Raw genomic sequence first — 13,131 nt, forward strand, 5'->3', positions numbered from 1 at the left:
CGAGTTCAGTTCAACAGGCGCTCGGGGTTCGCGTCGAGCTTGGCCAGCGCGTCGCGCGTGGCACGCACGGTCAGGGCCTCTTCCTCGCTGGGCACCAGCAAGCCGGCCTGAAGGTAGGCGGCCACCCGGTTGGCCTGGATGAGGAAACAACGCCCACCATTGGTGACGAACAGGTAGAGCTGGCCGCGCTCGCTGCGCCAGGCCAGTTGCACGCTGTTGAGCTTGCCGTTGTGGTCCAGGCCGAACCAGGAGCCGATCTGCAGCTCCACAGCCCATGAACGCATGGCCTCGTTGGGCTGGCTGCCGCCCTGGTTGATCACCTCGATGTTGCCGGCGTCCACGCCGGTGATCATCTCGATGCTCTCGCTGTCGAGCTCCAGGTCACCCACACCGTTGGCCGGGAGGTAGTCTTCCAGGTTGGCCAGGCGCTCGGAGAGGTTGTCCAGGCTTTCCTGCGAGATCGCCTCGGTGCGCGACATGAAAGCATCGGCCAGGGTGTCGCTGACCGACTTGATGTGCTGGTCCTGCATGCCGGCCGGAAAGCCCAGCAGGCCCATGCCCTGGCGCAGGCGCTGCAACAGCCCTGGTAGCTGCTGGATAACGCGGGCGCGGTCGTTGCGGTTGGGTTTGGCGCTGGCCGCCCACAAGAGGTCCGAGGCCACCTGCTTGAGCGCCGCCGTCTCTTCATGGCGCAAACCGTACTTCACGCTCGCCACAGCGAGCACGTCGACCCACACCTTGAAGAGGAAATCGCGAACCTCGTCGCGAACGGGTACTTCGTCGAGCAGCTTGCGCAACTCGATGGTGTACTGAACCGACAGGGTTTCCTTCTGCTCGACCTGCTGCGCCACGCTGACAAAGCGGCTGGCGCTGCCCTGCTCGCTGAGGTAGGTGGAGAGAAACTTCTGGAACTCGTCAAACACGAGCTGGAACACGCGTCGCCCGGTTTCAGGATATTGCTCGATCACCTGCACCACGCGCTTGATCTCGGACTCCAGCGCCGCCGAACTCACATTGGACTCGAATCCCATGACGCAGGAGCCCATGCGGTCGATCAGGCGACGGGCCGGGTGCTGCAGCGCGCTGAAGAATTCAGGCTCGGCCAGCGCCACGCGCAACACCGGAATCTGCAGGCGGGCGAACCACACGCGCACGCTAGGCGGAATGCGCTCCTCAGCCAGGATGCTCTGGAACATGAGCGCCACCACCTCGATGGTGGCTTTCTCGGTGGGTGTGCTCGCTGCCTGCTTGAGTTCGACCGTGCGCTGGCGCAGCACGGTGGCCGCCTTCTCGACGTGGGTGGCGTCCACGTACACCGGCGCCGGGCCCGAGGCGCCCGTGATGTAGAGACCGGCATTTCCGCTGCTGGCGGCCACCATGGAGCGCTGCATGGCCTGTTGCAGACCGGGCGAAGGTGGCATCACCTGGGTGGCCTCGAAGTCGCCGCCCACCCGGTCCATCAACATGCGCTTGAGGCGCCCCACCACGCCTTGAGCGCGCATGCGCGCACGGGCCAGCGGCGAGGTGCCGGTCATCAGACGGGTTTCATCGTGCACACCCATGCCGGAGGAATGGGGACCACCGCGCCCCGAGCCGGCGCCAAAGTCGCTGCCTGCGCCTGCCCCGGACCCCTGGCCGCTGGCGCCTGCACGAGCCCCCTGCCCCTGTGCAGCCTGTCCCGGCCCCGGCACGGGGCGGGTCCCCGGTGGCAGGTCGCGCCTGGGCGAGGGGCCAGCGGGCGCATCCGAGCGCGAGCCCGGCACGCGCTTGACCAGCGCCTGCAGGTCGATTTCTTTCATCACGCCGCTGGCCACGAGGAATTCGTTGGCCGCCTTGTAGGCTTCATGAAGCTTGTTGGCCAGGATGGGCGACATGGCGTCGTGCACCAACGTCCACGCCTCGCGGGTCATGTGGGCGTCAAGCCACTGGTCCACCAGAATGCGCGCGATCACGTCCGGCAGCAACACGTCGCCACGGGGCAGTTCCTGGCGACCCTCGAGGTGCTGGACGCGCAGGCGCAGTTCGTTGAGTTCGGTGGACGAGCGATCCAGCACCTGCATGGCCAGACGTGACGCCAGAATCTGGTCGTCGATGGCGCCTTCGGCCACAAGTTCGAGCTGACCCGAGACGCTGACTGGATTGCCGGAGTTGGAGAAGCGAGGCAGCAGCGTGCGCTGCAGGGACTTGCGGCTCTGGTTGAGCCAGGTGGTCTGGTTTTTCTGGAAGGCAGTCCAGGCATCGCGTCGAGCCTGGATTTCGCGCGCCGGACCAGCCTGATCAAGCACCGCCGTCAGGCGCGTGTCACAGGCCTTGACGATTTCGGGAAGGGCACGTCCCACATGAACCACGAAGAGTTCACGCGCCTGTTTGGCCAGGGAAGAAACGTGCTGATCGGGTGGCGACACAATGCGTTCAGTATGACACGAAAGGGTTCAGCAACACCCCGCCTCCGGGCCTCATCCACCCCGGGGGCAGACGATGTTCGCGCTTATACGACAGCGCCGGCATTCGGATCGTCGGGGTCGCCATCGGCCTTGGTGCCGGAAGACTTGACCAGGTCCTCGCGCTTGATGCCCAGCCACATGGCCACCGCAGCACCCACAAAGACCGAAGAGTAGATGCCGAAACAGATGCCGATGGTCAACGCCAGGGCGAAATAGAACAGCGTGGGACCTCCAAAGATCAGCATGGACAGCACCATGGTCTGGGTAGATCCGTGGGTGATGATGGTGCGGCTGATGGTCGACGTGATGGCGTGGTCGATGACTTGCGGCGGGGTCATCTTGCGCTGGCGCCGGAAGGTCTCGCGGATCCGGTCGAAGATCACCACCGATTCGTTGACCGAGTAACCGAGGACGGCCAGCGTCGCCGCGAGCACCGCCAGCGAGAACTCCCACTGAAAGAAGGCGAAGAAGCCCAGGATGATGATCACATCGTGAAGGTTGGCGATGATCGCCGACACCGCGTATTTCCACTCAAACCGGAACGCCAGGTAGATCATGATGCCCACGATCACCAGTGCCAGGGCCTTCAGCCCGTTGGCCACGAGTTCCTGCCCCACCTGCGGACCGACGAACTCCGAGCGGCGCAACTCGACCGCCGGGTTCTGCGCCTTCAGCGCCGCCAGCACCGCTTCGCTCTGCTGCCCTGATGTCTGTCCCTGCACGGTGGGCAGACGCAGCAACACGTCGCGCGAAGAGCCGAAGTTTTGCACCGGGACTTCCTGATAGCCCAGCCCTTCGATGACCTTGCGCACCGACTCCAGGTCGGCAGACTGTTCGTAGGCGACTTCCATGACGGTTCCACCTGTGAACTCGACCGAAAGCGCCAGACCGCGGGTGGCAAGAAAGAAAACGGCGGCCAGAAACGTGATGAACGAGATCGCGTTGAGCACAAGAGCGTGCTTCATGAACGGAATGTCGCGGCGGATGCGGAAGAATTCCATGGTGCGTGTCCTCGTTCAGTCGCCCTTGACGGCGGGGATCTGGCCATCTGCACGCCAGATGGTGCCAATGGAAACGGTCTTGAGCTTCTTCCGGCGGCCGTACCAGAAATTGACCACGCCACGCGAGAAGAACACCGACGAGAACATGCTGGTGACAATGCCCAGGCAGTGCACCACGGCAAAACCGCGCACAGGCCCGGAGCCAAATATCAGCAAGGCGACACCGGCAATCAGAGAAGTGACGTTGGAATCCAGGATCGTGCCCCAGGCGTGGTCGTACCCGGTGTTGATCGCAACCTGTGGCGACGCCCCGCGGCGCAATTCTTCACGAACACGCTCATTGATCAGAACGTTGGAGTCGATGGCCATGCCCAGGGCCAGCGCCATGGCGGCGATGCCCGGCAGTGTGAGGGTGGCCTGCAGCATGGACAGCAAAGACACCAGGAGCAAGAGGTTGAAGCCCAGCGCCAGGCTGGAGAACGCACCGAACATCGCGTAATAGACGCACATGAACACCACAATGGCGACAAAGCCCCAGGTCACGCTGTTGAAGCCCTTGGCGATGTTCTCGGCGCCGAGGCTGGGGCCAATGGTGCGCTCTTCGATGATTTCCATTGGCGCGGCCAGCGAGCCTGCGCGCAGCAGCAGGGCCGTGTCGCTGGCCTCGACGCTGGTCATCGCACCCGAGATCTGGACCCGGCCGCCGCCGATCTCGCCTCGGATCACGGGCGCCGTGACCACTTCACCCCGACCTTTCTCGAACAGGATGATGGCCATTCGCTTGCCCACGTTCTCGCGGGTGATGTCGCGAAACACGCGTGAGCCCTTGGCATCGAGGGTGAGGTGCACCGCCGATTCCTGCGTCTGGCTGTCGAAACCAGCCTGGGCGTCTGTGAGGTTTTCGCCGGTCAGCAGCACGTCACGTTTGACAATGACCGCACGGCCATTGCGCTCCGGATAGCGCTCCGATCCGAAGGGAACTGGCCCGGCACCCCGTTCGGCGGCAAGACCATCGGTGCTTTCATCCACCAGACGCAGCTCCAGCGTGGCGGTGCGCCCGAGGATGTCCTTGGCTTTGGCGGTGTCTTGCACGCCGGGCAGTTGCACCACGATGCGGTCAATGCCCTGCTGCTGGATCACTGGCTCGGCCACGCCGAGTTCATTGATGCGGTTGTGCAGCGTGGTGATGTTCTGCTTGAGGGCCTGCTCCTGCACGCGCCGCGCCGCCTCGGGAACCATGGTGGCCACGAGACGGAAGTCGGGCGTTTCGGCCACCTGGAGATCGGGAAACTGGGTGCGGATCAGCTCAAGCGCGGCGGCCTGCGTCTGTGCGTCGCCGGCGCGCAGTTCAATCGACTGGCCATTGCGGCTGATGCCGCCGTGGCGCACGCTCTTTTCGCGCAACAGCGTTCGCAGGTCGGCGGTAAGCACGTCGGTGCGCCGCTGAAGGGCGGCGGCCATGTCCACCTGCAGCATGAAATGCACACCGCCGCGCAAATCCAGCCCGAGGTACATGGGCGATGCGCCCAGAGACGCCAGCCAGGTCGGCGTGCGTGGCAGCAGGTTGAGCGCCACCACGTGGCCGGCATCGGCCGGATCGGGGTTGAACGCCTTTTCAAGCGCATCGCGCGCTTTGATCTGGGTGTCGGTATCGTCAAAGCGCACCTTGACCGAACCGGCATCGAGTTGCACCAGCGAAGGCTGGATGCCTTGTGCGGCGAGTGTCTGCTCTACGCGAGTGACCGTGCTGGTGTCGATGCGCACGGTGGAACGCCCCGCCGAAACCTGCACCGCTGGCGATTCGCCAAACAGGTTGGGCAACGCGTAGATCGCGCTGACCAGCAGGGCAACGACAATGATCGCGTACTTCCAGATCGGGTATCGGTTCATGAGCAAGGTGCCAGGTGGGCGTGAGGGGTAGCAGTCGTGAAACGCGGCGGAACCGGCTCCGCCGGGCCGCACGCGTTGCCCCCTTGAAGGGGGAACGGGCCGGCAAGTGCCGGCCCGTGCGGGGGTGCTTACTTAATAGTGCCTTTGGGCAGCACTTGAACCACGGCAGTGCGCTGCATCTGGACTTCCATGCCGTCGGCAAGTTCCACGCCAACGTAAATTTCACCGATCTTGGACACCTTGCCCAGGAAACCGCCTGCGGTCACGACTTCGTCTCCCTTGGCGAGCGCCTCGACCATGGCCTTGTGCTCTTTCTGGCGCTTGAGCTGGGGGCGGATCATCACGAAGTAGAGCACCACGAACATCAGGACCAGCGGCAGCAGGCCCAGCAGGGTGGATTGGGTATCGCCACCGGCAGCAGCTTGGGCGTAGGCAGAGGAAATGAACACGGGAGGTCTCCAACAGATTCAGGGTCACGACAATGCCAATGGCCCGGTGGCGCCTGAGAGGCGTCGCCGGGCGGCCTGGACTCAACCGGCCATTGTATGCGGCAGGGCGCCGCGCCCTCAGGCCGCCCGGGCAGCCATGACCTGAGACGGGCTGGACTGGCGCCACTGCGCCTTCAGCGCGTCGCGACGGCTTCGCGTGGCGGCCAGGTTGCGCTCCTTCACGTGCCCGAATCCTTTAATCTGCTCGGGAAGCCGGGCCAGTTCCACCGCCACCTCGTGGTTGAACGCGTGGAGGTTGCCGAGCAAGGTCTCCACATCAGCGCGGTACTCGCCGATCAACGCCCGCTCCATGCGGCGCTCCTCGGTGCGGCCAAACACATCCAGCGCCGTCCCGCGCAGGCCCTTGAGGCCAGCCAGCACGCGGAACAAGGGGAACATGTAGGAGCCGAATGGCCGCTTGACCAGTTCACCGCGAGCGTTCTTCTTGGCGATCAGCGGTGGCGCCAGGTGCACCTTGAGCTTGAAGTCGCCTTCGAACTGGGTGGCCAGGCGGGCGTGGAAGCTCGGGTCGCTGTGCAGGCGGGCCACCTCGTACTCATCCTTGTAGGCCATGAGCTTGAAGAGGTTGCGCGCCACCGCCTCGCTCAGCGTGGTCTTGCCCAGCGGGGCCTCGGCCGCGCGCACGCGTGCCACGAAGTGCTCATAGTCGCTCGCGTACGACCGGCTCTGGTAGCCCGTGAGAAATTCAACCCGGCGTGCGATCAGGTCGTCGAGCGACTCGCGCTTCTTGAACTGGATCACCTGCTCGCCCGACCCCGCTTTGCGCCAGATCGACTCCACGGCCTTGAGGTCGTGCGCAGCGCGCCGCCCCCACTCGAAGGCCGCCTTGTTCTTTTCCACCTGCACCGCGTTGAGTTCCATGGCGCGCATCAACGCGTCGTGGCCCAGGGGGACCCAGCCGCGCTGCCAGGCGTAACCCAGCATCATCGGATTGGTGTAGAGGCTGTCGCCCATGAGGCGGGTGGCGGCGGTTTCGGCGTCGAACACCCCCACCGAATCGCGCCCCAGGTTGTTCACCAGGGTGTCCACGCAGGCCTGGGCCGGGTTCTGCCAGTCGGCGTTGCGCACGAAGGCTGCGGTGGGCGTGGCGTTGGCGTTGAGCGCCACATGCGAACGGCCCGCGCGCAGGCGTTGCCAGGTTTCCTTGTGGGCACTGACGATGGGGTCGCAGCCCAGCACGAGGTCGGCCGAGGCCGAGGCCACGCGCGTGGTGCGGATGTCGTCCTGGTGCGCGCCGATGATCACATGGCTCCAGGTGGCGCCGCCCTTTTGCGCCAGGCCCGCCGCATCCTGTGTGACGATGCCCTTGCCCTCCAGGTGGGCCGCCACGCCCAGCAACTGGCCGATGGTGATGACACCGGTGCCACCCACCCCGGCCACGATCACGCCCCAGGGCTCGGCGCCCAGCGTAGGCAACACCGGCGATGGCAGTGTGCCACCTGTCCATTCGACCTTGGCGCTGTTCTTGTCCTGCTTGCGCAACTGCCCGCCTTCGACCGTGACGAAGCTCGGGCAGAAGCCTTTGACGCAGGAGAAGTCCTTGTTGCAAGTGCTCTGATTGATGGTGCGCTTGCGGCCGAACTCGGTTTCCAGCGGCTCCACCGATAGGCAGTTGGACTGCACGCCGCAATCGCCACAACCTTCGCACACCAGTTCGTTGATGACGACGCGCTTGTCGGGCTCGACCATGGTGCCGCGCTTGCGGCGGCGGCGCTTCTCGGTGGCGCAGGTCTGGTCGTAGATGATGACCGTGGTGCCTTGAATATCGCGGAACTCGCGCTGCACGGCGTCCAGTGTGTCGCGGTGCTGGATGGCAATGCCCGAAGGCAGGCCGCTCACGCTGGCGTACTTTTCGGGTTCGTCGGTGACGATGGTGATCTTTACCGCGCCTTCGGCACGCATGCTCTGCGCGATCTGCACCACGCTGTGGCCCTCGGGACGCTCGCCCACCTGCTGGCCACCGGTCATGGCGACGGCGTCGTTGTAGAGGATCTTGTAGGTGATGTTCACACCCGCAGCGATGCTCTGGCGCACCGCCAGCAAGCCGCTGTGGAAGTAGGTGCCGTCGCCCAGGTTGGCGAACATGTGCTGGTCCTTGCTGAAGGGCTGCTGGCCTACCCATGGCACGCCCTCACCGCCCATCTGGGTGAAGCCCACGGTGGCGCGGTCCATCCAGATCGTCATGAAGTGGCAGCCGATGCCGGCCATGGCGCGCGAGCCTTCGGGCACCACCGTGCTCGTGTTGTGCGGGCAGCCCGAGCAGAACCATGGCTGGCGCTCGGCGCCGGCGACACCCTGCGTGAGCAGGGTCTGCAGGGATTGTTCCTGGGCGGTGAGGATGGCGAGCTGGGCGTCGATGCGCGCCATCACGTCTTCCGGCACGCCGCCCATCTTCTTGAGGCGTTTGGCGATGGCGCGCGCGATGATGGCCGGCGACAGGTCGGCGTTGGCGCGCAGCAGCGTGCGCGCACTGGGGTTGGGCATGGACCACTCGCCGCCGCTGAAATCGCCTTCGACCTCTTCGAACTTGCCCAGCACGTTGGGACGCACGTCGGGGCGCCAGTTGTAGAGCTCTTCCTTGAGCTGGTACTCGATGACCTGGCGCTTTTCCTCCACCACCAGAATCTCGCGCAAGCCGGTGGCGAACTCGCGCGTGGTCTGCGCTTCCAGCGGCCAGACCACCGCCACCTTGTGCAGACGCAGGCCGATGCGGCGGCAGGTGTCGTCATCGAGGCCGAGATCGAGCAGGGCCTGGCGCGTGTCGTTGTAGGCTTTGCCGCTGGCGATCAGGCCGAAGCGGTCGTTCGGGCCAGCGATCACGTTGTGGTTGAGTTTGTTGGCGCGGATGTAGGCCAGCGCGGCATACCACTTGAAGTCGAACAGGCGCGCCTCCTGGTCCAGCGCGTGATCGGGCCAGCGGATGTGCAGGCCGCCCGGGGGCATTTCGAATTCGGGGACCACGATGTTCACGCGATCGGGGTCGATGAGGGCGGTGGCGCTGGACTCGACAATCTCCTGAATCGTCTTCATGCCGGCCCAGACGCCACTGAAGCGGCTCATGGCGATGGCGTGAAGGCCGAGGTCGAGGATGTCCTGCACAGACGTGGGAAAGAACACCGGCAAGCCGCAGGCCTTGAAGATGTGGTCGCTCTGGTGCGCGGCGGTGGAGCTCTTGGCCACATGGTCGTCACCGGCCACGGCGATCACGCCACCCCACGCAGTGGTGCCGGCCATGTTGGCGTGCTTGAACACATCAGAGCAGCGGTCCACGCCAGGACCCTTGCCGTACCAGATGCCGAAAACGCCGTCGAACTTGTTGGTGCCAGGAGGCGCAAAACCCAGCTGCTGGGTGCCCCAGAGCGCGGTAGCGGCCAGCTCTTCGTTCACGCCCGGCTGGAACACGATGTTCTGCGCCTTCAGGTAGGGCGCCGCCTTCTGCAGGGCCTGGTCGTAGCCGCCGAGCGGCGACCCCCGGTAGCCACTGATGAAGCCCGCCGTGTTCTTGCCCTGCAGCGCGTCGCGCTGGCGCTGCAGCATGGGCAACTTGACCAGGGCCTGGACCCCGCTCATGAAGGCGCGACCCACATCCAGCGCGTATTTGTCGTCCAGCGTGACAGTTTCCAGCGCGCGGCGGATGTGCTCAGGCAAAGGGGCGTTCATGGCGTTGTCTCCGGGTAGGACGGTTCGCTTCGTGGGCGCGTCGATTCAGGTCGTGGGAAAGGGCGGGCATCGGGTAGATGTCCGCCCCCAGTGTGGCGCACAGTGTATGCCCGCGACGTTGACAGGTGTTTGCTTTTGATGCTCGATTTCCCGAACATCCAGAAAGAATCTTTCTAGAATTGCCATACTATGGAAACACTCGACAAGTTTGACATCGCCATCCTGCAAGAACTGCAAGCCGATGGCCGCCTGACCAACGCCGAACTGGCCCAGCGCGTGGGCCTGTCGGCCGCGCCCTGCTGGCGCCGGGTGCGTGCCCTGGAAGAAGCGGGGTACATCCGGGGTTACCGGGCGGAGATCGACCGCGAAAAGATCGGCCTGGGCGTGCTGGCCTTCGTGCGGCTGGACGCCGACCGCAACAGCGGCGATGTGACGCGCACCATGGAGAACGCGATCCGGGGCATCCCCGAGGTGGTGTCGTGCCACTACATCAGCGGCTCTGGCACCTTTGAATTGCAGGTTGTCAGCCGCGACCTGAACCACTTCAGCCAGTTCGCCCGCGAGGTGCTGCTCAACCTGCCCAACGTGAAGGACCTTCACACCAGCTTTTCCCTGGGCGAGGTGAAGTCAGGCAGCGCACTTCCGTTGTCGCACTTGTTAATCAGAAGTACCAAGTCGGCAAAGCCGGCGTGAACTTGAGCATATTTTTGCACCGCCGATCCCAGGTTTTTAACCGTTGATTAACAAAGATGCCGCAAGTGCTTGAAATGTGTGACATTTTTCCAGAGCACTCGCTTGCAGGTGAACGCATCATTCCGTAACATCACCGTCGTCAACCATTGTGGAGCGGGTACCGGAAAGTGCTCAGTCCACCTTCCGCACCACTTTTTGAAGGAACCGACGTGAAAACCTCCTCGCTGCTGATCAAGTCCGCCCTGGCGCTGGCCATGGCCACCCCCCTGCTGGCTTCGGCCGAATCGCAACTGGTCACGGGCGCGGGCAACGCTGTCGCACGCCTGGACTTCCGCGTCATCGTTCCCCGGGTGCTGTTCCTGGGCGTGGGCACCGGCGCCGCCGGCCTCGCCACCAACGGCACCATCGACACGGTCACGTTCGACTACACGACCAACCCTGCCTCCGTGGGTACCGGCGCACCCGCTGCCGTGGTCACCGGCGCCGTGGTGCCGGTGCGTGTGATTGGCAACAATGGCCAGATCGTTCTCACAGCCGCCACCACCGGTGCACTGGCCAGCGGCACGGACACGATTCCCTGGTCCGAGATCTCGGCCACCAGCAGCCTGGCCGCGCTGCCCAGCCCCGCCATTCCGAACACGGGAACCGGCGCCGGCAGCAACGTGACGATTTCCTCCGGCACCAAGATCACCGACCGCTCGGCCAACTGGACCTACAGCTACGCCAACTCGGCCATCGTGGCGCCCGGCACCTACGGCGGCACCCCGGCCACCAACGGCCGCGTGACCTACACCGCCACCATGCCCTGAGCTTTGTCGCGCAGGGCCTGCGATGACAGACGGCGCCTACCGGGCCGTCTGTACGGGATGTTCACGGAGGGGATGGCGCCGAGCGTCCCCTCCGTCCCCACTTCTGGGTCTTGCCCAAGGCATCGCGTGCCACGGCGACCAGAAGTTTTTCGTTGAGCCACGGCCCCAATGACACCATGAAGCGCCCGATCAGCTCCGGCACCGCTCGCCACGCAGCGCAAGCCTGCCTGGCCTTGCTCTGTATTGCGGAAATGGCTGCAGCCCATGCCTGGTCGCTGGATGTCAATTCGGGTAGCCGGCGCCTGTTTCTGCACGTGGGCAACGGGGCTGTGAGTGGCTCCAGTGGCACCCTCAATGGCTCGGTCGGCACGAGCGGTATTGTCAACCTGGTGCAGGTGTCGGTGCCGGCCGCGCAGGTCGGCAACGGCACGCCCCTGGCCATGACCAGCGACAGCACGCAATCCATCAGCCTTTACGGCGACGGCAACAACACCTGCCCCACACCCGCCAGCCAGGTCATGGTGGGCGCAGGGTTCAGGCGCAATGGCGGCGCGTCCAACGCCACGCTCACTGTCTCTTCGCCAACCAACCTCACCAGCACGGCGGGCGACACCATCCCGTTCTCCCAGATCAGCTGGACCGTTTCCGCGCCGGGCAGTGGCGTCCCCAACATCATCCCCGCCGGCACGTTCAACGGCAGTGTCCAGACGCTGGCCACGGTGCCGAGCAACACCTACATTGAAAACTGTCACACCTACAGCTTCGCCAACAGCGCGGTGCGTGCAGCGGGCACTTACGATGGCACGGTGACCTACACCCTGAGCAGTCCATGACACCGCGTCGTCAGCTCACCATCGCGCTGTTGTGCGGGCTTGTGGCCGGCTCTGCCTGGGCCAACCCCCACCGGCTGGACGACTCGCTGAGCCACACCGTGCCGCCCAACGTGCAGATGCAGTGGCTGCCAATCCGCTCGGGCCAGCCCTATGCAGGTGGCATGGAAGCGTGGCTTCGCGTCAACATCCGCATCGACACCCGCGAATGGGTGGGACGCAGCGGGCGAATTTACATGGTGCTGGCGCGCGACCAGACCTCGAACGTCGAGGCCACCTGGACCACCCAGGGCCGCCTGCAGCCCGGGCGCCTGGTGTCGGGCGAACGCGCTCTGGTCTTTGCCGGCACGATCTCCGGTACCACGCTGGAAGACCAGATGCACGTGCGGCTGCGCTCGAACGCCGACTGGCAGTCAAACCGCAGGCGCCTGAACTTCCATTTCGAACTGGATGCCGACTGAGTCCGCCATGCTGATCGCACTTCTGAAGACATTCGTCCGTCCCGCGCTGTCGGGCTTGGCAACGGCCTGCATGATGGCCCTCCTCCCCGCCGGTGCATGGGCACAGGGTTTTGCCGCCTACATCACGCCGCCGCGATTCGAAGTGCAAGTGTCGCCCGGCCAGAGCTTGCGGCAGGTGGTCGAGATCCAGCACGTGGGCAGGGAGAAGGGCAACTACCGCATCTACACCAACGACTGGACGTACCTCCCCGACAACTCGGTGGCATTCAGCGACGACCTCGCCCCCGACAGTTGCCGCCCCTGGGTGGCGGTGGAGCGGCGCGAGCTGACCATCGAATCGGGCGGCCGCTACCGATACCGGTTCGAGATCACGCCACCGCCCGGCACGCCAACGCGCGAATGCCGGTTCGCGCTCATGATCGAAGGACTGGATCCCGCGCGCGTCGAGGGCCAGCTCAATTTCCCGGTGGGTGGCCGCATCGGCGTGATCGTCTATGCCTCCATCGGGGATGCCCAGCCCCAACTGGAAATCATGCGGACCCGCGTGACCACCATCAACGGCAAGCCCACGGCCGTCATCGACGTGCGCAACACCGGCAACGCCCATGGTCGCGTGGAAGGCTTCGTCAATGGCACCGATGCCAGCGGCGCACGGCTGGAGATGGCGCCTGCCGACCTGCCGATCCTGCCCGGCGAGACACGCGCCGTCGCCATCACCCCCGTCGAGCAGGACGGCAAGCCTGCGCCCGACGTGCGCTTCCCGCTGGTGATCAAGGGCCAACTGGAATGGGGCAAGAACCGCCTGCCGCTGGACGCGAGCTTCACTCCATGAGG

Annotated in this window: 10 protein-coding genes; 5 read left to right on the forward strand and 5 right to left on the reverse strand. The window is 65.0% G+C overall.

Annotated features, from left to right (window positions below; genetic code table 11):
* Window positions 1-5 precede the first annotated feature (5 nt).
* The 5 genes from AB7F11_RS06355 to AB7F11_RS06375 all read right to left on the reverse strand — a co-directional run bounded on the left by AB7F11_RS06355 (window position 6) and on the right by AB7F11_RS06375 (window position 9,504).
* Window positions 6-2,405 carry a DUF1631 family protein gene (locus AB7F11_RS06355; protein WP_428299894.1) on the reverse strand — a complete coding sequence of 800 codons (2,400 nt, stop codon included), beginning with the start codon at window positions 2,403-2,405 and terminating at the stop codon, window positions 6-8.
* 83 nt (window positions 2,406-2,488) lie between these two features.
* On the reverse strand, window positions 2,489-3,445 hold the full coding sequence (secF, locus tag AB7F11_RS06360) for a protein translocase subunit SecF (RefSeq protein ID WP_428290859.1): 957 nt from the start codon (window positions 3,443-3,445) through the stop codon (window positions 2,489-2,491).
* Window positions 3,446-3,460: 15 nt separating this feature from the next.
* Entirely contained in the window at window positions 3,461-5,335 is a 1,875-nt protein-coding gene (gene secD / locus AB7F11_RS06365; protein WP_428290860.1) for a protein translocase subunit SecD, read from the reverse strand.
* 128 nt (window positions 5,336-5,463) lie between these two features.
* Window positions 5,464-5,784 carry a preprotein translocase subunit YajC gene (yajC, locus tag AB7F11_RS06370; protein WP_428290861.1) on the reverse strand — a complete coding sequence of 107 codons (321 nt, stop codon included), beginning with the start codon at window positions 5,782-5,784 and terminating at the stop codon, window positions 5,464-5,466.
* A 117-nt stretch (window positions 5,785-5,901) separates the two neighbouring features.
* The gene (locus AB7F11_RS06375) at window positions 5,902-9,504 is read right to left on the reverse strand and encodes an indolepyruvate ferredoxin oxidoreductase family protein (protein WP_428290862.1); all 3,603 of its coding nucleotides are present in this window, start codon (window positions 9,502-9,504) and stop codon (window positions 5,902-5,904) included.
* Between the two features lie 189 nt (window positions 9,505-9,693).
* Between AB7F11_RS06375 and AB7F11_RS06380 the strand changes: the two genes are divergently transcribed.
* The 5 genes from AB7F11_RS06380 to AB7F11_RS06400 all read left to right on the forward strand — a co-directional run bounded on the left by AB7F11_RS06380 (window position 9,694) and on the right by AB7F11_RS06400 (window position 13,129).
* The gene (locus AB7F11_RS06380; RefSeq protein ID WP_428290863.1) at window positions 9,694-10,197 is read left to right on the forward strand and encodes an Lrp/AsnC family transcriptional regulator; all 504 of its coding nucleotides are present in this window, start codon (window positions 9,694-9,696) and stop codon (window positions 10,195-10,197) included.
* A 209-nt stretch (window positions 10,198-10,406) separates the two neighbouring features.
* Window positions 10,407-11,006 carry a hypothetical protein gene (locus AB7F11_RS06385; RefSeq protein ID WP_428290864.1) on the forward strand — a complete coding sequence of 200 codons (600 nt, stop codon included), beginning with the start codon at window positions 10,407-10,409 and terminating at the stop codon, window positions 11,004-11,006.
* A 176-nt stretch (window positions 11,007-11,182) separates the two neighbouring features.
* On the forward strand, window positions 11,183-11,839 hold the full coding sequence (locus AB7F11_RS06390; protein WP_428290865.1) for a hypothetical protein: 657 nt from the start codon (window positions 11,183-11,185) through the stop codon (window positions 11,837-11,839).
* Window positions 11,836-12,297 (forward strand): hypothetical protein, encoded by a 462-nt coding sequence (locus AB7F11_RS06395; RefSeq protein ID WP_428290866.1) that lies wholly within the window; start codon window positions 11,836-11,838, stop codon window positions 12,295-12,297. Before AB7F11_RS06390 ends, AB7F11_RS06395 begins: the two co-directional genes overlap by 4 nt.
* Window positions 12,298-12,367: 70 nt before the next feature.
* Window positions 12,368-13,129 (forward strand): hypothetical protein, encoded by a 762-nt coding sequence (locus AB7F11_RS06400; RefSeq protein WP_428299893.1) that lies wholly within the window; start codon window positions 12,368-12,370, stop codon window positions 13,127-13,129.
* Window positions 13,130-13,131: the final 2 nt, after the last annotated feature.

Origin of the sequence: Hydrogenophaga sp. (assembly GCF_050250835.1) — a bacterium.
Lineage (GTDB): Bacteria > Pseudomonadota > Gammaproteobacteria > Burkholderiales > Burkholderiaceae_C > Hydrogenophaga.